Here is a 19,648-nt window from a genome sequence, read left to right on the forward strand (position 1 = left end):
ACCGGGCTGGAAGCGACTCAGTCGTCCGCCCGTCGCGCTCGCGCGCCGTAGAGGCGCACGCCCGACCGCTCGGTCACCACGTCCTGCAACTCCTTCTCACGTTCCTGCATCCCCGCGCGCACGTCCGCACCGAACGCGCCCACGGCGCCCGCCAGCTCACGCACCGCGTCGCTGACGTTCTCGGCCACACCCGCAGGCGTGGCCTGATACGCCTTCTGCCTCAGTTTACGTGACAGCGCAACTCCGGCCGCGACGCCGACGCCCATCCAGAACAGCCTGCTCATTTGCGGCCCCTGCGGATGCCACGACGCGCGTGCTTGCCCTCGCGCTCTTCCTTGCGCTTGCGGCGGGCCTTGATCGCTTTGCTCAAGCCGTACGACACGGCGGCGACCTTGACGAGCGGACCACCCAGCGTCGCGGTGAACACCGAGGTCAACGCGGACACGTTGCCGCTGACCGCCTGCGCGTTGGCGGTGATGCCGTCGACCCGCTCAAGCTGCGTGTTGACGTGGGTGAGCGTGGTGTTGGCGCCGTCGAACAGCGGGTCGGAGTTCTCATGCGCCTTGCGGATCGCGATGGTGGCCTCGTCCAGCGTGCGCCCGAGTTTGAACAATGGGCGCGCCACCAGAATCACCAGCAGCAGGAACACGGCTACAGCCGCAGCCGCGATCCATTCCCCTGCGGACACGAAGCCTCCCGGTAAGGCGGTTGCTCGAATTGGGTGAGGGAAAGGTTACCGGTGCGCCGTCAGTCGTCGGGCAGCGCCTCAAGCCCGAGGTCCGCGCGGTGTCACGCATCGTGTCCTTGATGCGCTGAGGGGCGAACATATTCACCGGTCCGAGTGACAGCCTCAGTTCCTCGCGGGCCCGCCACACGTCGGCCTTGTTCACGTCGCGCTCGCGGTTCCAGTTCGTGCCCCGTCACGCGTCGCCGATGTCGGCACCGAGGGTGAGGCTGCCGAAGTGGAAGCCCGCCGTGCGTTCCAGGACGAATCGGTCGATCTCCGCGCCGGTCGCGGTGAGCACGCGGACGGTGAGGCGGGTTTTGCGGCCGGGGAAGGCGGGCTCGGAGTCGACGGCCAGGAAGGCGTAGCCGGTGAACCGCACGCGCGACCACGGAACAAGCTCGGTGACCTTCTGCTTGCCCGGCGCCCAGTGGTAGGAGGGCACGTCGGTGTGCGGGATCTCATGGCCCGCGTAGGTGTCCGGTGCCGGGAAGTTGTAGAGGCTCTTGCCGCCACCGCCGCATGTGGCGTAGACGGTTCCGTCCGTGTCCGGTCGGATCGCGCTGCCGATGGGGACCTGTTTGGTCACACGGCCGGCTCGCAACGCGTCGCTGCGTTCGTAGACGTGGTTGTGGCCGTTGACGACAAGGTCGACCTTGTACTTGTCGAACAAGGGGACCCAGTGGTCGCGGACGCCGCCTTCGGACGCGTGGCTGTTGGTGGTCGAGTAGGCGCAGTGGTGGAAGAAGACGACGATGAAGTCGACGTCGGGTTGTGCGCGCAGGTACGCGAGGCGTTGTTTGAGCCAGCGGGTCTGCTCACCTCCGCTGTAGCCGAGGTTCGCGGGGATCTCATAGGACACGTCGTTGGCGTCCAGCGAGACGACGCCGACGTTGCCGTAGATGAACGAGTACGCCCCCGGGCACGAGCGTGGCCCTGAGCCGGGGAAGTCCCAGCGTGCGGTTTGGCCGCCGTAGCCGTTGTGCGGGTACAGCGCTTCCATGTCGTGGTTGCCGGTGGTGACCATCCACGGCACGTTGGCGGCGACCGGTTCGATCTGGCCGAAGTACGCGTCCCAGACTTTCGGGTCGAACGTGTCGTGTCCCGTGTCCGGTTCGCTGCCGATCGGCAGTCCCGCGCCGTTCGGGTCGGCGTACGCGATGTCCCCGGCGAGCAGGTGGAAGGCGGGGTTCTGCTTGGCGACGGCGCCGTCGTTGGCCAGCGCGGCGGTGGTGACACCCTGGTCGCCGAACGCGGTGAACGTGAACTTGTGCTGTAAGAAGCCGCGCGGCGGTGCGGTGTGGAACTTCGCGTCGGCGTGCTTCGGGTCGTAGTCCTCGTGGCCGACGGCGTAGTAGTACTCGCCGCCCGGCCGTAGGTTCCCTACCTCGGCGTGCAGGTAGTACTGGTCCAGGGGCGCGATCACGCCCTTGACCTCGGAGTGCAGCGGCTGGATCTCCGCGGGCACGCGGTGGCCGAGGTCGTGCGGGTCGCAGCCGACACGCACGAACGGTTTGCGCACGAGCGCCGGGACCTGCCACGCGATACGCATCTGCGTTCGCGGGTTGCGGCCGAACGCCAGATGCCGTCCCGTCGGTGTTACCCGGTCACCGGACGCGTATGCCAAGCCAGGCAGCAAGGTGGGACCCGCGACGGTCAGTGCCGCCACCGCCGCACCGCGCCCCAGCAGGGAACGGCGGCTGAGGTACTCGTGCTGCTCCGCCATGGACAGGCGACCGGCCAGGTGATCGGGAACGCCGACGCGAGGTATTTCCATGCCGACATGCTTGTCCGGTGATATGCCCGCCCGGTCACGCCGACATGAACAGCAGCCATCCACTATGGATGGTGGCGGTCAAGGGGTTCCGAAGAGTCCTTTACCTTCCGGCGCGGAACCTCAGCCGGGTGCGCGCGTCGGGCAGTTCGGTCTCCGCGACCAGGTCGGCCGCCATCGACCGCCAGAACGCAACCGCGGGTTTGTTGACGTGGTCGTAGTTCAGCGTCCAGGTTCCCGGGTGCCGTGCGAACAGGAGCGTGGCGGCCTCGCGCGCGATGCCGTTGCGCCGCCGGGCTCGTACGACGAAGAACTCGGCGACGTTCCATGACCCGTCGTTGTCGACATCGCACCGTGCCATCGCAAAGCCGACGAGCTCACCGTCGGCCATGATGAGGTACGCCTCGCGCGTCGCCGACTCCGTGAAGTACGGGTCCAGGTAGTTGTACGTGTACGTGCCGTGGGGCGTCAGCGCCGCGAACCGAATCTCGGCGAAGTCGTGCAGGTACAACTGGAGCAGGTTCGCCAGTACGGGTTTGTCGTTCTCACCGGTGAGAACGAGATCGACCTTCACTCGCCCCGGATCGCCTTCCTGAGCTTCGGCACCCGGTCGGCCAGGGCGCGTTCCGCGCCGCGCGTGGTTGGTTCGTAGTAGTCGCGGCCGACCAGCTTGTCCGGTGGATACTGTTGCGCCAGAACGCCTTCCGGGACGTTGTGGGGGTAGCGGTACCCCTTGGCGTTGCCCAGGCGCGCGGCACCGGCGTAGTGACCGTCACGCAGGTGCGGCGGGACGGTTCCGGCGCCACCGGAGCGGACGTCGGACAGCGCGGAGTCGATGGCCGTGATCACCGCGTTGGACTTCGGCGCGGTCGCGAGGTGGATGGTCGCCTGGGCCAATGCCAGCCGCCCCTCGGGCATCCCGATGAACTGCACCGCCTGCTGGGCGGCGACGGCGATCTGCAGCGCGGTCGGGTCCGCCATGCCGATGTCCTCGCTGGCGTGCACGACCAGGCGCCGCGCGATGAACCTCGGGTCCTCCCCCGCCTCGATCATGCGCGCCAGGTAGTGCAACGCCGCGTCGACGTCGGAGCCGCGGATGGACTTGATGAACGCGCTCGTCACGTCGTAGTGCTGGTCACCTTGCCTGTCGTACCGGACGGCCGCCTTGTCGACCGTTGCCTCGACGGTCGCCAGATCGATCTCCGGCAGGCCGGTGGACGCCGCCGAGTCCGCCGCTGCCTCCAGCGCCGTCAGCGCGCGCCGCGCGTCCCCACCGGCCAGCCGCACGAGATGGTCCTCGGCGTCCTCGGCCAAGCCGAGTTGTGCGTCCAGGCCACGCGGGTCGGCGACCGTCCGCCGGATCAGCACGCGGACGTCCTTGTCGGTCAACGGGTGCAACTGGAGCACGAGCGACCGCGACAGCAACGGCGACACGATGGAGAAGAACGGGTTCTCCGTCGTGGCCGCCACCAGCAGCACGATCCGGTCCTCGACCGCGCCGAGCAACGCGTCCTGCTGGGTACGGGAGAAGCGGTGCACCTCGTCGATGAACAGCACGGTCGACTCGCCGGACCTGGTCAGCCTGCGCTTGGCCTCCTCGATCACCGCGCGGACCTCTTTGACACCGGCCGTCAACGCCGACAACGCGACGAACCGGCGGCCGATCGACTGCGAGACGAGGGTGGCCAGGGTGGTCTTGCCGGTCCCCGGCGGGCCGTAGAGCAGCACCGACGCCGGTGCCGCGCCCTCCACCAGGCGACGCAACGGCGACCCGGCGCCCAGGAGGTGGTCCTGGCCGACGACCTCGTCGAGCGACTGCGGGCGCATCCGCACAGCCAGTGGGGCGTTCGCGGCGACGCTGGCAGCCGATCCTGGGTGCGCCGGTGCTCCCGAAGGCACCGAGTACTCGGGTTCGGTTGGTTGCGAAACGTCGAACAGGCCCTCGTCCACGGGAAACACGCTACCCAATCAGGCCTGGCCCACCGGACCGGTGGGTAACGGCTTGAAACTGCGCTCGGCGAAGCTCATGACCCGCACATTAGCGAGCGGGTCCGACAACTCCCTTCACCATGATCGACAACGCGTATGGCACGAGGTCACGGCCACGCCGCCACAGCCACGGGATGCCCTTGACGACCAGCCAGACGAGGTGCCCGGCCGCGCCGACCTGCCGCCCGCCGGAACACGTGAGGCTCACCGGGTGCGGGATCGCGCAGTCGCGGTCGGCGAGCAGGGCGGCGAAACCCTGGGCGAGCATCCGGTGGCCGAGCTCCGACGGGTGCAGCCGGTCCACGCTCCACGCGCTCATCTCGTAGGCGCCGGGCAGCAGGTCCAGGTCGAGGCACCCGGCGTCGTGCGCCTCCGACACCGAGTCGATCACCGAGTTGAGCGCGGTGATCCGGCTGCGCAGCGCGCGCCGCAGCGGTCCGGGCAGCCGGAAGACCTTCGCGTGGTCGTGGAACCGGACGGTCAGCACGATCGCGCCCGCCGCCCGCAGCTCACCGACGACGTACCCGAGGTCGTCCCGAATGCGCCCGGGGTCGAAGTCCGAGCGCAACGTGTCGTTCATCCCGACGATGATCACGGCGACCTCAGGCGCCATGGCCAGCGCCTGGGGCAACTGGATCGCGCGCACGTCGCCCATCCGGGCACCGTTGATCGAGACGTTGGCGAACCGCACCTGTTCGGTGCCGCTGAGCGCGTCGGCGAGAAACGGGCCGACGCCACGCCAACCTCCGCCGGGCAACGGATCGCCCAGCCCCACCGCAGTCGAATCTCCCAGCACGACGAGGCTGCGTACCTGCCGCAGCCCCTGAGGTGCGTACTCCAGCACGGTCACGGCACAACGATCTATGCCGTTCGCTCACCAGCGGTGACTTCGGGTTAACCGTGCGAAGACGCCTGCCTGAACTATCGGAACGCCGGGTACATCGGCAGGTCCAGATCGGGCCCGAACTTCTTGGTCAACGCGTCGACCACGGCCTTGGAGTGCTCCACGATGTTGTGCGCGCCTGCTCGTGCGGCCTCGTCGGCCAGGTGCCGCCAGCGGGCGGCCAGCGAGACGCTGCGGCGCGGCGACGGCAGGTGGCTGTCGATCGGCGCGTCCGGCTCGCCCGGCCTCGGCAGGAACCAGAAGGTCGACGCCCAGACCCAGAACAGCTGCGCGTCCAGCATCCGCGGCAGCACGACCGAGTCGTCGGCCAGGTCCGGCCACATCACCTTGACCTCGGCGCGCCACGCCGCGAACATCGCCTCGGTCATCCCGGCTGGCAACGCGAACGCGCACCAGCACGACGGGAACGGCACACGCAGGTACGCCGCGTCGAGCATGATGTTTCGGACGCAGCCGCCCTCGAAGTCCAGGAACCTGACTCCCCTGCTGGTGATCAGGTTGTTGTCGGGGCACAGGTCCGACGGGCTGAAGCCGCGGTGCCTGCTGGTGGCCAGCAGCCAGCGGGTCCGCTCGGCGCGTTCGAAGACGTGCGCGGGGGTCGGCACGCCGAGGACGTCCTCGATCAGCTGCGGCAGGCGCTCGATGGCCGCGGGCCCGTTGACCGCCAACGGGTCGCCCTTCACCTTCGCCGAGGACAGGCGGCGCATCAACGCGTCGAAGTCGGCCTCGCGGCCCGCGGTCGTCGCGTGCAGCCGCCCCAGGGAACGGGCCCACGACAACAGAGCACGTTCCGCGGCGCGTGCGTCGTCGCCGAGGAGCTTGTCGGCCAGGGTGGGAGCGCGTCCCAGATCTTCGATAACGATCACGCCCGCGTTGCCGTCGTGTGCATAAAGCTCGGGGCACATGCGTTCGTCCGCCGTCAGCGCGGTGAACAGCTGGTAGCTGACGGCTTCGCGGACGAACGCCTCCGACGGCGTCGGCTGGTTGTAGCGCTTGACCACGAGCGTGCGCGGCAGCGAGAACGGTGTCACGGCGACACGGACGCGCACCACGGTGGAATGGGTGCTGCCGCCGAGATCCTCCGGCTCCGCGAGCTGGATCTTGGCTCCGTACCTGCGCCTGAGCACCGCTTCCGCCGCGTTCACCGCCTCGGTGATGGCCTGGTCCGGCGGCTGGTCGAGATCGGGCGGGTCGGCGGCGATGTCCACACTCATCTCCTCTGACCCTACTCCCGCGTCATCGCGGCCCCGACAGTAGTCACAACCAACGATAGAGACGCGCAGTCAGCCCGAACAGGTCACGATCTCACCCAGTGGACAGGGGGCGGCCGTTGTCCGCCCTCGTCCACGTCCGTTTCCGGACAAGCAGGACCAATGCGGCGGCGACCACGATCCCGACCAGGTTGACCACCAACTGACCGAACGACCACAGACACCGTTGCCATTCCCCGAGTACCGCGGCGACCGCCGCGTAACCCGCGGCGGGGATGGTCGTCACCGAGATGAACACCCCCACGAGCGCGGCGGACTTGGCCGACGTCATCGACAGCATGCCTGCCGCTCCGGCCAACAATGCCACGATCAGCGAGAACACGCCCACGTCGTAGACGAAGTCGACGGCGTGTCCGCCGCGGACGGCGGTCACGTCCAGCAGCCCGGCCCATTCGCCGAGCAGCGTCCCGCCCGCCGTGACCACCATCGCCAGCGGGAACCCGATCGCGAGCGCGACCGCCGCCCGGTTGACCAGGTCCCACCTGCGGCGCACGAGGCCGACGGCGATCGCCGCCAGCGGCCCGAACTCCGGCCCGACGACCATGGCGCCGACGACCGTGACGGCTGAATCGGTCACGACGCCGACCGCCGCCAACAGGCAGGCGATGATCATGAACCCGAGGAACGTGACGTTGAGCCGGGACTCCTCGCCGGTACGGCCGAGCAGTTCCTCCCAGACGACCGCGTCCGCGCCCTCACCGGGCGCCGCCTCCTCGGCCTTGTCGGCCGCGTCGGACAGCGCGGTGTCGATCTGCTCGAGCGTGATGGCACCGACGTGGTCGAGGTCGAGCGCGCACAGCCGCTCGATCACGGCGTCGGCCGCTTCCCTGGCCACGTCGGCCTCGACGACATCGCCCGCAGGCGCGACCGCCACGCCACGCAGGACGATCAGGTGCGTCGCGCCCGGCTCGTCCTCGAGCAGACCGATCACCCGGGTGGTGTGCTCAGGCGGGCACACCACCCGCAAGTGCAGCACGGGTCACGCCTCGGCGGGCGTGTTCTGGGCCGGGGGCTTGGGCTTGAAGTCGACGCCCGCTTCCTTGCGCTGCGCGGCGGTGATCGGGGCGGGCGCGCCGGTCAGCGGGTCGTAGCCGCCGCCGGACTTCGGGAACGCGATCACGTCGCGGATCGAGTCGGCCCCCGACAACAGCATGCAGATCCGGTCCCAGCCGAACGCGACGCCGCCGTGCGGCGGCGGGCCGTAGGAGAACGCGTCCAGCAGGAAGCCGAACTTCTCCTGCGCCTCCTCCGGGCCGATGCCCATCACGTTGAACGCGCGCTGCTGCACTTCCCGGTTGTGGATACGGATCGAGCCACCGCCCAGCTCGTTGCCGTTGCACACGAGGTCGTACGCGTAGGCGTTGGCGTTGCCCGGGTCCTCTTCGAAGCGGTCGATCCACTCCGGCGTTGGCGAGGTGAACGCGTGGTGCAGCGCGGTCCACTTGCCCGACCCGACGGCGACGTCGTCCGAGCCCTCGACGGCCTGGAACATCGGGAAGTCGACGACCCACACGAACGACCAGGCGGACTCGTCGATCAGGCCGCACTTGCGGCCGATCTCCAGCCGTGCGGCGCCCAGCAGCGCCCGCGACGACCCCAGGTCGCCCGCGCCGAAGAAGATGCAGTCGCCGGGGTTGGCGCCGACGGCCTTGGCCAGGCCCTCGCGCTCGGCGTCGGAGATGTTCTTGGCGACCGGGCCGCCCAGCGTGCCGTCCTCGCCGACCAGCACGTAACCCAGGCCCTTGGCGCCACGGGTCTTGGCCCACTCCTGCCACGCGTCGAGCTGGCGCCGCGGCTGGCTCGCGCCGCCGGGCATCACGACCGCGCCGACGTACGCGGCCTGGAACACGCGGAACGGCGTGTCCTTGAAGTACTCGGTCAGGTCGGTCAGCTCGACGCCCAGCCGCAGGTCCGGCTTGTCCGAGCCGTAGCGGGACATCGCCTCGGCGTAGCTGATCCGCGGGATCGGCAGCGTGATCTCGTGGTCGCCGAGCTCACGCCACAGCGCCGAGACGACCTTCTCCGACAGCGCGATCACGTCGTCCTGGTCGACGAAGCTCATCTCGATGTCCAGCTGGGTGAACTCCGGCTGGCGGTCGGCGCGGAAGTCCTCGTCGCGGTAGCAGCGCGCGATCTGGTAGTACCGCTCCATCCCGGCGACCATCAGCAACTGCTTGAACAGCTGCGGCGACTGCGGCAGCGCGTACCACGAGCCCGGCGCGAGACGGGCGGGCACGACGAAGTCACGCGCGCCTTCCGGCGTGGAACGGGTCAGGGTGGGGGTCTCGATCTCCAGGAAGCCGTCGGCGTGCAGCACGTCGCGGGCGATCCGGTTCGCCTCGCTGCGCAGCCGCATCGCCGCGGCCGGGCCGGCCCGGCGCAGGTCGAGGTAGCGGTGCTTGAGGCGGGCCTCTTCGCCGACGGTCAGGTGCTCGTCCAGCGGGAACGGCAGCGGCGCGGCCTCGCTGAGCACGTCCAACTCGGTCACGAGGACCTCGATCTGCCCGGTCGGGATGTCCGGGTTCTCGTTGCCCTGCGGCCGCACGGACACCTCGCCGACGACCCGGACGCAGAACTCGCTGCGCAGCTTGTGCGCGCGCTCGGCCATCTCGCCCTCGCGGAACACGACCTGGGACACGCCGGAACGGTCACGCAGGTCGATGAAGATGACACCGCCGTGATCGCGCCTGCGCGCCACCCAGCCGCTGAGTGTGACGGTCTGCCCGGCGTGCTCGGACCGGAGCGTCCCAGCCTCATGGGTGCGGATCACGGGTAGTGCACTCCATTCACGATCAGCTCAACACCTGAGGGCCCACGGATCAGGCCCAGGTGAAAAGGCTAGCCAACGCGCCGGTGGCCTTCACCGTCGGCTACCGCGTGGTGCCTGGATCACCAACTCTTGTCGGTACCACAGCGGGTTACCGCGACGTAGTGTCGTGTAACGGTTCATGACCCAGGGGAGCCTGACTATGGGAGGCTGGCCGGTTGGGGACTCCGGTGCGATCGACGAGGTCGACGCGCTGGCAGGTGACGCATTCCCGATCGCCTTACGTGCGGCGATTCGCGCGAGCGGACTGAGTCTCGACCGGATCCAGTACCGGCTCAGAGCCCGCGGCCTGACGATCAGCGTGACGGCGTTGAGCTACTGGCAGTCGGGCAGGCGCAGGCCGGAACGGCCGGAGTCGATGAGCGCGCTCAAGCACCTCGAGGAAGTCCTGGGGGTCGAGTCCGGCTCGTTGACGGCGTTGCTCGGCCCGCCGCGGCCGCGTGGCCGCGCGCAGCGCACGCCCACGGCCATCCCGATCGACGCGCTGTGGGACAACCGCGAGCAGTTGGCGCCGCTGCTGTCGAGGATGGATCTGGCGTCGGACACGTCGTTGACGCGGATCAGCCAGCACGACCGGGTAGAGATCGCCGCCGACCGCGGCGAGCACAGCATCCGCGTCCGCCAGGTGCTGCGCGCCGAGCACGACGGCGCCGACCGGTGGATCTCGGTGTACGACGTGGCACGGCCCGGCAACCCGCTGCCCCGGATCGTCCCGCTGCAGTCGTGCCGCCTCGGCCGCGTCGCCAAGGACCAGGCCGCCGGTCTGATCGTCAGCGAGCTGCTGTTCGACCGGGCGCTGGCGCGGGGTGAGACCGTGATCATGGAGTACGAGGTGGCCATGGCCGGGCCGCCGTACCCGCGTGGGGACGACTCGTTCTGCCGCAAGTTCCGGTTGCCGGTCCGCGACTACGTGGTCGAGATGCGGTTCGACCCGTCGAACCTGCCCGCGTACTGCCACCAGGTCAACACGCCTGCCGACGACCCCGACGCCGCGACCCGGCGTGATCTCGTGGTCGACAGCGCCGGGCGGACGCACGCCGTCGTGCTCGGCTTCGGGCCGGGCACGTTCACCGTCGAGTGGGGTTGGATCCCCTGATTTCGTCCCGTGCGGGCGGGGTGGCCGCGCGATTGTTCGACGTGACGCGTTTCAACGCGATGGCCAGCTGGTCGATCGTGTCGGCCGTGGTGGAGACGTGGGGCGACAGCCGGACGTGCTCCGGGCGGGTGGTCGCGCTGATGCCCTCGGCGTTGAGCGCCGCGCCGACCGTTTCCGCCGGGTTGCCGGGGACGGTGAACGCGAGGATGCCCGCTCGCCTCGCCGGGTCGAAGGACGAGACGATCTGCCCGCCCGCGCGCCGCACGACCTCGCCGAGCTCGTCGACCTTGGCCGAGATCTCGGCTTCGATGCGCGCGATCCCGGCCTGTTCGACCAGTTCGAGCGCGACGTTGAGCGCTCCGGCGGCGATCGGGCTGAGGTTGGTCAGCGACCACGCGGCCGCGAGCGGCGCGGGCTGGTGGACGCTGTCGTCGAACAGGCCGGGATCCTCCGCGCCGGTCCAGCCGGACAGCACCGGGTCCAGCCGTTCGAGCGCGCGGTCCGACAGCACCATGAACCCGGTCGACCAGCCCGCGCGCAGCCACTTCTGGCCGCCGACCACGAGCACGTCCGCGACTTCCCACGGCTCGTCCACGACACCGAAACCCTGGATGCCGTCCACGATCAGCACCCGGTCGCCCGCGACCTCGCGCATCGCGGCCAGGTCCGCGCGGTAGCCGGTGCGGAAGTCGACCGCGCTGAGCGAGATCGCGGCGGTCTCACCGGTGACCGCCTCGGGGATCTCGCACACGTGCGACACCCAGCGCGGCCGTGCGTCCGCGGCGCGAGCCCAGGGGTAGGTGTTCGACGGGAACTCCGCCGCCGAGACGACAACTTCGCCTCGCACACCGAACGCCGCCTGGAACAGGCCGGTGCTGGTGTTCGGCAGCAGCACGACGTGGTCGGTGTCCGTGCGGCACAACCGCGCGACCGCCGCACGGGCACGCAGGTCCTGCCGCATCAGGTCGTCGACCGTGGTCGGCCCGGCGACCGCCGCGTACTCGGTCAGCCGTGAGCGCTCGGCGAGCACCGCGTTGGACGGCGGGCCGAACCGGGCGAAGTCGAGGTAGCCGGTCGACTCACGAAACAACGCCATCACCGTGAGCAAGCTACAACTATTCGCTGAGGCTATCCACGTTCTGTTGAAGCATCAGCTCCAGTTGCTCCGACGCCACCGGCGGCGCCTCGACCGTGGGCTTGCTGCTACGCGGGAAGCTGCTGCCTTCGAGCCCGTACTTGCGCACGAGCGGCCGCGCTCGTTCCGCGAGCCGGTCGCGGTAGGAACGGCTGGCGTAGCTGCCGCGTGCGTAGATGTCCCGGTAGTCGTCAAGCAGGTCCGGGCGCTCGCGGGCGAGCCACGCGGCGAACCACTCCTTCGTTCCGGGACGCAGGTGCAACGGGATCATCGTGGCGCCGGTCGCACCCGCGGCGGCGATCTCCGCCAGCACCGCTTCGAGCTGGTCACGGGAATCGGTCAGCTTCGGCAGCACCGGCGCGACGAGCACTCCGCACGGCAGCCCCGCGTCCGTGACCCGCTTGATCATGTCCAGCCTCGCCTGGGGGCTCGGCGTGCCCGGCTCCAGCCGTTGCTGCAGGTCCCGGTCGACCAGGGCCAGTGACACCGACACACCCACCGGCACCTGCTTGCTCACCTTCGCCAGCAACGGGATGTCCCGCACCATGACCGTGCCCTTGGTCAGGATCGAGAACGGCGTCCCCGAGTCCGCGAGGGCCTCGATGATCCGCGGCATCAGCTTGTAGCGGCCCTCGGCACGCTGGTACGGGTCGGTGTTCGTGCCCATCGCGACGTGTTCGCGCTGCCATTTCGGCGACCGCAACTGCTTGGCGACGACCTCGGGCGCGTTGACCTTCACCACCACCTGGGTGTCGAAGTCGCGTCCCGCGTCGAACTCCAGGTACGTGTGCGTGTTGCGGGCGAAGCAGTTGTGGCTCACGACGCCGTTGGCGATGAAATCGCCCGTCCCGGTAGTGATGTCGTACATCACCACGGGGTCGCCGAGCGGCTCGATGGCCACGACCGCGAGCCGCGGCCGGATCACGCCATCGACGTCCGTGACGAGCGTGGTCCCGTCGGTCAGGAACGGCTGCCCGGTGATGCCTTCGGTCACCTGCTGCCAGCCCTGGTCGGTCAGCAGCCGGTGATCACCGCTGGCCACCAGCGCGGTGCCGTCCTGCAGCCGGACGCGGAACGCCGGTTTGACGGTCGTCCAATGCGCGAGGACCTTCGTCGGCACGCGCTGGCGCTGGTTGCCCAGCCTGCCCGTGCCGTAGATCTCGTCGCCGACTTTCAAGTCCGCCAGCGGCCTGGTCGTGCCGTCGAGCATCAGGATCTCGGTCTCGCCCGCAAGGCAGTACGCGCAGGCGTGCGAGCAGCCGCGGTACGGGTTGATCGTCCACTGGAACGGCAACGCCGAACGGCCGCCCGGCAGCCGGTTCAGCACGGATTTCGCGTACACCTCATGGAAGGTGATGTCGGCGAACTCCGGGGTCTGGACCGTACGCACCAGTCCAGGCAGGGCCAGTTGCCCGCGATCGGCCCGTTGAGCGTCCCAGCGCATGGCCATGATCCGAACATATGTTCGAGTTGCTGTCAAACCGGCGTCACCCGGATGCCGCGACACGGCCGAGCGTGCGGTCGAAGACGGTCACCAGTAGGTAGACCACGCCGGAACCGAGCATGATCCAGGTCAGGTGGTGCAGGCCGCCGGTGTCGGCGTGTTGCCCGAAGGACGCGGCGGTCGCGGAGGACGCGACCATCGAACCGATGTAGGCGAAGGTGCGCAGCAACCCCGCCGACGACGCGGTGCGCGCCGGATCAGCCTGGAAATAAACGGAGTTCTGCAGCGCCAGGTTGTTCAACCCCTGTGGCACACCGAAGATCAGGGCGAGGAGCAGCAGTGTCCACAGCGGACTCGCGTCGGTCAGCGTCAGCATCAGCAGGCACGCGGCGATCTGCCCGATCGCGCCCACCAGCAGCTTGCCGCGCACGCCCGCGCGCCGCCCGGCGAACACCGAGACGCCGATCGCCAGCAGGAACATGGGGACCTGCACCAGCCCGGCGTGGAAGGGCGTCAGTCCATAGCCTTCCTCGGACCATTGGCTGAAGCCGTAGAGGAACGCGTACGCCACGACATAGGCCACGAGCGCACGTGCGTAGGTGGCCACCAGCGGAAGGTTGCCGCCGAGCACCCGCAGGTCGATGAACGGTGTCGTCGCCCGCAGTTCCCGTACCACGAAACCAGTTCCCAACACGACAGCGATCACCAGCAGGTACCAGTCACGCAGGTGCAGGTTCATCAGGAACAGCAACAGCGACACGAGCATCGCGGCGAACAGCCCCATCCCGGGAAGGTCAAGCCGAGCAGCGAGTCCACCTCGCTGCGGTGAGTCATCCGACTTGGGCATGCGCCACAGCCCGAGCACCACGGCAACGACAGCCAGCGGCACGTTCAGCGCGAAGGTGGTACGCCACCCGCCTGCGGCGATCAGCACACCGCCCAGCAGCGGGCCGACGACAGCGATGGTCTGGTTGGCGACCGCCAGCGCGGTCAGCACGCCGCCGGGACTGTCCCGCCCGGTCCGGGTGGCTTCGCTGCGCAGCAGCGCCATCGCGGCGGGATAGCCCGCACACGTGCCGAAGCCGAGCAGCACACGGGCGACGATCAGCACTCCCAGGTTCGGCGCCAGGGTGCCGACGACTCCGGCGAGACCGACGAGGCCGGTGCTGAGCAGGAACGGCCTGCGCGGTCCGTAGATGTCGATGAGCCTGCCGACAATCGGCTGCCCGAGCGCGGTCGCCAGGTAGAGCGCGGAAACCAGCCACGCGGTCTCCGCGGGCGGCGCACCCAGCGCGGCACCGATGGGCACGAGAGCGACCGAGATGATCGTCGAGTTGATCGGGTTCAGGACCGAGCCCAGCAGCATCGGCGGCAGCAGTCGCCGGTCGAACCCCGGCTTGTCCGGTTCAGTCATGGGTCAGCCGTGCCAACACGCCCATGGCGGCGATCACGGCCTGCCGCTCCTCTTCGGTGCACTTGTCCTGCAACTGGCGGGCGAGCCACTCCGACCGGGCCTGCCGCCCTTCCTCCACCCGGCGCCGCCCGGCAGCGGTCAGCGTGACGAGCACGCGTCGCCGGTCGTCCGGATCAGGACTTCGACTCACCAGGCCCGCCTCGGCCAGAGACGAGATCATGGCGGTCATCGACTGGTGCCTGACTCCGTCGGCGGAGGCCAGTTCACTCGCCGTGGCCCGCCCTCGGCTGGCCAGATGAGCCAGGACCGACGCCTGCCCCAGCGTGATGTCCTCCGGTTTGGCGGCGTTCAGGATTCGGCGCCGCAGGCGGCTGATGACCGCGCGGACCTCGTTCGACGCCTGGATCGCCGTGGACGACACATCCTCGTTCGCACGCATGGCACCGACGGTAGTATCTACAGTTTTAGCTGTACAGGTGAACCTGTATGACTTGGCGCACGTCGAACCCCGCCTTTGTGCAGGTTTTGTGCAGGGATGCGGCACAGTCCCGTTGTGCCGGCGGCGCACAACCCCCCAGGCGTCGCCGGCCGCAATACTCCCGGTCCCCGGACTCCGGGCCGGACGACTGACATGATCACGGCATGTCGTTACTGGACACGCTCCTGGTGCCGTTCCACACGCCGGCGATCACGCTCGGCGCCACCAGCACGAGCTGGGGCGAGGTGGCCGGGTTCGTCACCGGCGCGTTGTGCGTGTGGCTGGTGGCCAGGCAGAACGTGTGGAACTGGCCGATCGGCATCCTCAACAACATCGCGTTCCTCGCCCTGTTCATGACCAGCGGTCTGTACGCGGACGGGTGGCTCCAGGTCGTCTACATGGCACTCGCCGTGTTCGGCTGGTGGTCGTGGTTGCGTGGTGGCCAGGCACACACGCACCTGCCGGTCAGCAAAACGACCAGGAGCCAGTGGTGGTCGCTTGTGGGCATCGGCGTCGTCGCGACGGCCGCGCTGACGTGGATCCTGGACAGCCTGACGGACTCGACCGTGCCGTTGCCCGACGCCGTGACGACCGTGCTTTCGCTGCTGGCCACATGGGGCCAGGCGCGCAAGAAACTGGAGTCGTGGTGGCTGTGGATCACCGCCGACATCATCTACATCCCGCTGTACGCCTACAAGCAGCTGTGGCTGACCGCGATCCTCTACATCGGATTCCTGGCGTTGTGCGTGCTCGGGTTGCGCAACTGGCGAGCCGACGTGCGGGGACGGGAGCTGGTGACAGCATGAAACGGTTCCGGCACGCGCTTGTCCTCGGCAAGTTCTACCCGCCGCACCGCGGCCACCACCTGCTCGTCCGGGCCGCCGCGGCGGCGAGCGAACGGACCACGGTCGCCGTTCTCGCGTCCAGCGTCGAGTCGATCCCGGTGGCCGACCGGGTCTCCTGGCTCGCCGAGGAGCACCGCGGCGACTCCGGCGTCGTCGTGCTCGGTGACATCGACGAACACCCCACGGACTTCGATGACGACGAGATCTGGCAGGCACACGTCGCCATCGCCCGGTCGGTGTTGTCGCGCCGGGCGATCCTGGACGGCGATCCGGCCACAGCGGCGGTCGACGCGGTGTTCACGTCCGAGGAGTACGGCCCCGAACTGGCCAAACGCCTTGGCGCCGACCACGTTCCGGTCGACCCCGAACGATCGGCCCACCCGGTTTCCGGCACAGCGGTCCGTGCCGACCCGCAAGGGCGCTGGCACGATCTCGCGCCTGCCACCCGCGCCGGTCTCGCCGCCCGGGTCGTCGTCGTCGGCGCGGAATCCACCGGTACGACAACGCTTTCCCGTGCATTGGCCGAGCACTACCGAGCCGCGTGGGTCCCGGAGTACGGCCGCGTGCACACCGAGGAGAAACTGGCCGCCGCCCAGGCGTTCGACCCTGCCGCGGACCTGGACAGTCTGGTGTGGACTGTCGGCGACTTCGTCGACGTCGCCGCCCGGCAGGCACGCGTCGAGGACGAGGCCGCGTCGCTCGGCCCGGTTCTGGTGTGCGACAACGATCCGTGGGCCGCGACCGTGTGGTGCGAACGCTACCTCGGATGTGCCTACTCCCAGGTCTCGGACGCCGTCGGCACGCGACGCCCCGCGTTGTACCTGCTCACCGACCACGAGGGCGTGCCGTTCGAACAGGACGGTTGGCGCGACGGCGAGCACCTGCGCGAATGGATGACCGGTTTGTTCGTTCAGCGGCTGGGTGAGCGCGGGGTTCCCTGGGTGCGTGTCACCGGCAGTCGAACCGAGCGCCTCGCGCAGGCGGTCGCGGCGTGCGAGGACATGTTCACACGGCACTTCCGCTACACCGATCCCCTGGGCTGATCCACTGGGCTGATCAACCGGAGTGCAGGATGGGCCCCGTGCACGACGACACCGTTCCGATCCCCCGCGTCACCGACGAACCGGAGAAACCCACCGGGCACGGACATGGCCACGGGCATGGGCACGGTCCGGCGCAACCGGCGTCACCGAAGGTCCGGCGGCTGCTGACCTGGTTGCTGCTGCCGTTCGCGCTGGCGTCCGTGATCGGGGTCGTGCTGCTCTACCCCACCGGTGACACGCCGAAGCCCACAGGCGGCCAGCAGGACCCGGTACGCGGCGAGGTCGTCGCGACGTCACTCGGGTCGTGCGACGGCGGCGTGCAGGTCGGTACGCCCGACCCCGCGTGCCTGGTGGTCACGGTCCGGATGAGCGACGGTCCCGCGCCCGGCAAGAACATCATCAGCCGGTCTCCCAACGAGCCCAGCACGCCGCGGTTCGCCGTCGGCGACAAGATCGTGATGGCGTACTCGGGCGACGACCCGGCCAAGGGCGAGTCGTACCGGGTCGTGGACTTCCAGCGCGGCATGCCGCTCGCGGTCCTCGCCGTCGTGTTCGCGTTGGCCATCCTCGTCCTCGGCCGGTACCAGGGCCTCGCCGCGCTGATCGCGCTCGGGCTCAGCTTCCTCGTCCTGCTGCTGTTCGTCCTGCCCGCCATCCTCACCGGTGAGAACCCGCTGGTGGTGGCGGTCGCGGGCGCCGGGCTGATCATGTTCGCCGCGCTGTACCTGACCCACGGGTTCTCCGCGCGGACGTCGACGGCCGTGCTCGGAACGATGATCAGCCTGGTCCTGATCGGAGTGCTGGGCGCGTTGTTCTCGGCACTGACCGACCTGACAGGGCTTGATGAGGACACCGCGCTGCTGCTCGGATCACTCGGGCACGGACTCGACACGCGCGGGTTGTTGCTCGCCGGGTTAGTCATCGGCGCGCTCGGTGTTCTCGACGACGTGACCGTCACGCAGGCGAGCGTGGTCTGGGAGTTGCGGCGCGCGAACCCGTTGCTGAGTTGGCGTGAGCTGTACGCCGCCGGGTTACGCATCGGCCGTGACCACGTGTCGTCCGCGGTGAACACGCTCGCGATGGCCTACGCGGGCGCCGCGCTTCCCGTGCTGCTGTACTCGTACGTGTCCGGTGCCGACCTGGGCACGATCCTGGGGTCGCAGTCCATCGCGCAGGAGATCGTGCGCACGCTCGTCGGCAGCATCGGGCTCGTCGCGTGCGTGCCCGTGACCACGTTGGCCGCGGCTCTCGTGGCCAGCCGCGAACCGGCTACTGCTCCAGCGAAGCCACGAACTTCGTCACGGCCTCGGGCTTGAGCCGGACGGCCAGTTTGCCCGGCGGGGCGGCCTTGGCCAGCTGGTACAGCGGGCGGCCGTCGAGGCCTTCGCCCCGTGCCTCCGCCCTGAGCTGGGCCACCAGCAGTTCGGAGATCACGAGCGACCCGGAGTTCGCACTGGCCGCCAGCGCGTCGGCGAGCTTGCGCAACGCCATGATGCCCAGTTCGGCGCCGCCCGTGCCGGAGTAGGACGCGACAGCCATGTTGATGCCACGGCTGCGGGGCGTGTCGGCGACCAGCATGCTGACGGTGCGCACGCTGCGGACGTCCATCACGACCATCTCGAGCCGTTCCGCCTTGGACAGGTCGACCGCGCGGCGGCCGAACGTCCGCAGGACGACCTTGGTGCCGTCCAGCCACAACGTGCGCCGGGCCTGCGACCAGCTGAACAACAGCAGCGGCACGGCGACCGCGGCCGCCGTGACCAACGCGGCCGTCTGGTCGAAGATCAGGCCGACGACACCGCCGATCGCGGCGGCGAGGACCAGGATCGCGACGATCGCCATCCGGAAGCGCTTGCGCACACCGGCCCGGTCGAGCAGGTCGAGCGGCAGGTGTTCGGTCGCCATCACAGCCCCCGCAGCGGACCAGGCACAGTCGAGTCCTCGTCGAGTCCGGCCAGGAACGGGTTGGACGCGCGCTCCCGGCCGATGGTCGTGGTCGGCCCGTGCCCCGGCAGTACGACGGTGTCGTCGGGCAGGGTGAGGATCTTGGTGCGCAACGACTGCGCCATCTTGCGCATGTCACCGCCCGGCAGGTCGGTCCGGCCGATCGACCCGGCGAACAACGTGTCACCGGCGAACAGCAACCGGCCGCCTTCCTGCGTGTCACACCGGAACGTGACCGAACCCTGGGTGTGGCCGGGCGTGTGGTCGACGGTGATGCTCAGCCCGCCGAGGTCGAGCACGGCCTGGTCGGTGAGCTCGCGCACCTCCCGCGGTTCACGCATCTCCAGCTTGCCGCCGAAGAACGCCGCCGACTCCGCGCTGATCCCCTTCAACGGGTCGGACAGCAGCGCGCGGTCGTCCGGGTGGATCCACGCGGGGATGTCGTCACCGTCGCAGATCGGCGCGACCGCGAAGCAGTGGTCGAAGTGGCCGTGGGTCAGCACGGCGGCGACCGGCGTCAGCCCGTGTTCGGCGATGGCCGCCGCGACCGGCTCCGCGGCGTCCTGACCGGGGTCGACGATCACGCAGGCCTCGCCTTTCCCCGGCGCGATCAAGTAGCAGTTGGCCTGCAGGGCCCCGGTGGGAAAGCCGACGACAAGCACGCGCACGTCCTCTCGGTATGCACACCGCGTGGATACGGCCACCCTACTGGGCGTCCCCTCTACACAGTTCTTACCGGGGGTGCAAATAGACTGCGCCA

18 protein-coding genes and 1 pseudogene are annotated in these 19,648 nt (G+C 69.4%); 4 read left to right on the forward strand and 15 right to left on the reverse strand.

Annotated features, from left to right (window positions below; translation table 11 throughout):
* Positions 1–17: 17 nt before the first annotated feature.
* The 9 genes from ALI144C_RS39820 to aspS all read right to left on the reverse strand — a co-directional run bounded on the left by ALI144C_RS39820 (position 18) and on the right by aspS (position 9,432).
* Positions 18–284 (reverse strand): hypothetical protein, encoded by a 267-nt coding sequence (locus ALI144C_RS39820; RefSeq protein ID WP_076992388.1) that lies wholly within the window; start codon positions 282–284, stop codon positions 18–20.
* Entirely contained in the window at positions 281–688 is a 408-nt protein-coding gene (locus ALI144C_RS39825) for a DUF948 domain-containing protein (RefSeq protein WP_076992389.1), read from the reverse strand. The genes ALI144C_RS39820 and ALI144C_RS39825 overlap by 4 nt, the downstream gene beginning before the upstream one ends.
* Positions 689–920: 232 nt before the next feature.
* The gene (locus ALI144C_RS39830; protein WP_076992390.1) at positions 921–2,501 is read right to left on the reverse strand and encodes a purple acid phosphatase family protein; all 1,581 of its coding nucleotides are present in this window, start codon (positions 2,499–2,501) and stop codon (positions 921–923) included.
* A gap of 100 nt (positions 2,502–2,601) precedes the next feature.
* Positions 2,602–3,072 carry a GNAT family N-acetyltransferase gene (locus ALI144C_RS39835; RefSeq protein ID WP_076992391.1) on the reverse strand — a complete coding sequence of 157 codons (471 nt, stop codon included), beginning with the start codon at positions 3,070–3,072 and terminating at the stop codon, positions 2,602–2,604.
* Positions 3,069–4,397, reverse strand: a complete 1,329-nt coding sequence (locus ALI144C_RS39840) for a replication-associated recombination protein A (RefSeq protein WP_237774574.1) — start codon at positions 4,395–4,397, stop codon at positions 3,069–3,071. Before ALI144C_RS39840 ends, ALI144C_RS39835 begins: the two co-directional genes overlap by 4 nt.
* 139 nt (positions 4,398–4,536) lie before the next feature.
* Complete coding sequence (locus ALI144C_RS39845; RefSeq protein ID WP_076992393.1) at positions 4,537–5,337, reverse strand: SGNH/GDSL hydrolase family protein; 801 nt, start codon at positions 5,335–5,337, stop codon at positions 4,537–4,539.
* Between the two features lie 71 nt (positions 5,338–5,408).
* Positions 5,409–6,605, reverse strand: coding sequence for a hypothetical protein (locus tag ALI144C_RS39850; RefSeq protein ID WP_076992394.1), 1,197 nt, complete (start codon positions 6,603–6,605; stop codon positions 5,409–5,411).
* Positions 6,606–6,696: 91 nt separating this feature from the next.
* Positions 6,697–7,638 (reverse strand): DUF389 domain-containing protein, encoded by a 942-nt coding sequence (locus tag ALI144C_RS39855; RefSeq protein ID WP_076992395.1) that lies wholly within the window; start codon positions 7,636–7,638, stop codon positions 6,697–6,699.
* Positions 7,639–7,641: 3 nt separating this feature from the next.
* Complete coding sequence (gene aspS, locus ALI144C_RS39860; RefSeq protein ID WP_076992396.1) at positions 7,642–9,432, reverse strand: aspartate--tRNA ligase; 1,791 nt, start codon at positions 9,430–9,432, stop codon at positions 7,642–7,644.
* A gap of 199 nt (positions 9,433–9,631) precedes the next feature.
* On the opposite strand from aspS, the gene ALI144C_RS39865 reads away from it, so the two are divergent.
* Complete coding sequence (locus ALI144C_RS39865; RefSeq protein ID WP_143231142.1) at positions 9,632–10,585, forward strand: helix-turn-helix transcriptional regulator; 954 nt, start codon at positions 9,632–9,634, stop codon at positions 10,583–10,585.
* A gap of 10 nt (positions 10,586–10,595) precedes the next feature.
* Here ALI144C_RS39865 and ALI144C_RS39870 read toward each other — a convergent pair.
* The 4 genes and pseudogenes from ALI144C_RS39870 to ALI144C_RS39885 form a co-directional block, all read right to left on the reverse strand.
* Positions 10,596–11,681 (reverse strand): annotated as a pseudogene (locus ALI144C_RS39870) (aminotransferase class V-fold PLP-dependent enzyme); the annotation flags it as partial.
* Between the two features lie 19 nt (positions 11,682–11,700).
* Positions 11,701–13,170, reverse strand: coding sequence for an Rv2578c family radical SAM protein (locus ALI144C_RS39875; protein ID WP_168211474.1), 1,470 nt, complete (start codon positions 13,168–13,170; stop codon positions 11,701–11,703).
* A 37-nt stretch (positions 13,171–13,207) separates the two neighbouring features.
* Entirely contained in the window at positions 13,208–14,578 is a 1,371-nt protein-coding gene (locus ALI144C_RS39880) for an MFS transporter (RefSeq protein WP_076992399.1), read from the reverse strand.
* Positions 14,571–15,017 (reverse strand): MarR family winged helix-turn-helix transcriptional regulator, encoded by a 447-nt coding sequence (locus tag ALI144C_RS39885; protein WP_076992400.1) that lies wholly within the window; start codon positions 15,015–15,017, stop codon positions 14,571–14,573. Before ALI144C_RS39885 ends, ALI144C_RS39880 begins: the two co-directional genes overlap by 8 nt.
* A gap of 203 nt (positions 15,018–15,220) precedes the next feature.
* On the opposite strand from ALI144C_RS39885, the gene pnuC reads away from it, so the two are divergent.
* Genes pnuC through ALI144C_RS39900 form a run of 3 tightly spaced genes read left to right on the forward strand, consistent with a single transcriptional unit; the run spans position 15,221 to position 18,260 of the window.
* On the forward strand, positions 15,221–15,862 hold the full coding sequence (gene pnuC, locus ALI144C_RS39890) for a nicotinamide riboside transporter PnuC (RefSeq protein ID WP_076992401.1): 642 nt from the start codon (positions 15,221–15,223) through the stop codon (positions 15,860–15,862).
* Complete coding sequence (locus ALI144C_RS39895) at positions 15,859–16,944, forward strand: AAA family ATPase (protein ID WP_076992402.1); 1,086 nt, start codon at positions 15,859–15,861, stop codon at positions 16,942–16,944. The genes pnuC and ALI144C_RS39895 overlap by 4 nt, the downstream gene beginning before the upstream one ends.
* Positions 16,945–16,982: 38 nt before the next feature.
* Positions 16,983–18,260, forward strand: a complete 1,278-nt coding sequence (locus ALI144C_RS39900; RefSeq protein WP_237774540.1) for a YibE/F family protein — start codon at positions 16,983–16,985, stop codon at positions 18,258–18,260.
* Here the strand turns inward: ALI144C_RS39900 and ALI144C_RS39905 are convergent.
* Positions 18,214–18,849, reverse strand: coding sequence for a hypothetical protein (locus ALI144C_RS39905; protein ID WP_076992403.1), 636 nt, complete (start codon positions 18,847–18,849; stop codon positions 18,214–18,216). The two genes, ALI144C_RS39900 and ALI144C_RS39905, sit on opposite strands and share 47 nt — an antisense overlap.
* A complete protein-coding gene (locus ALI144C_RS39910; RefSeq protein ID WP_076992404.1) occupies positions 18,849–19,550 on the reverse strand; it encodes an MBL fold metallo-hydrolase in 702 nt (233 codons plus the stop codon). The genes ALI144C_RS39905 and ALI144C_RS39910 overlap by 1 nt, the downstream gene beginning before the upstream one ends.
* Positions 19,551–19,648: the final 98 nt, after the last annotated feature.

Source organism: Actinosynnema sp. ALI-1.44, assembly GCF_001984155.1.
Taxonomy (GTDB): Bacteria; Actinomycetota; Actinomycetes; order Mycobacteriales; family Pseudonocardiaceae; genus Kibdelosporangium.

What these genes read in the sequence shown, in the direction of transcription:
- ALI144C_RS39820 (WP_076992388.1), bottom strand. Translation starts at nt 284, where the DNA reads ATGAGCAGGCTGTTCTGGATGGGCGTCGGCGTCGCGGCCGGAGTTGCG.
- ALI144C_RS39830 (WP_076992390.1), bottom strand. Translation starts at nt 2,501, where the DNA reads ATGGAAATACCTCGCGTCGGCGTTCCCGATCACCTGGCCGGTCGCCTG.
- ALI144C_RS39850 (WP_076992394.1), bottom strand. Translation starts at nt 6,605, where the DNA reads ATGAGTGTGGACATCGCCGCCGACCCGCCCGATCTCGACCAGCCGCCG.
- ALI144C_RS39865 (WP_143231142.1), top strand. Translation starts at nt 9,632, where the DNA reads ATGGGAGGCTGGCCGGTTGGGGACTCCGGTGCGATCGACGAGGTCGAC.
- ALI144C_RS39875 (WP_168211474.1), bottom strand. Translation starts at nt 13,170, where the DNA reads ATGGCCATGCGCTGGGACGCTCAACGGGCCGATCGCGGGCAACTGGCC.
- ALI144C_RS39880 (WP_076992399.1), bottom strand. Translation starts at nt 14,578, where the DNA reads ATGACTGAACCGGACAAGCCGGGGTTCGACCGGCGACTGCTGCCGCCG.
- ALI144C_RS39885 (WP_076992400.1), bottom strand. Translation starts at nt 15,017, where the DNA reads ATGCGTGCGAACGAGGATGTGTCGTCCACGGCGATCCAGGCGTCGAAC.
- pnuC (WP_076992401.1), top strand. Translation starts at nt 15,221, where the DNA reads ATGTCGTTACTGGACACGCTCCTGGTGCCGTTCCACACGCCGGCGATC.
- ALI144C_RS39895 (WP_076992402.1), top strand. Translation starts at nt 15,859, where the DNA reads ATGAAACGGTTCCGGCACGCGCTTGTCCTCGGCAAGTTCTACCCGCCG.
- ALI144C_RS39905 (WP_076992403.1), bottom strand. Translation starts at nt 18,849, where the DNA reads ATGGCGACCGAACACCTGCCGCTCGACCTGCTCGACCGGGCCGGTGTG.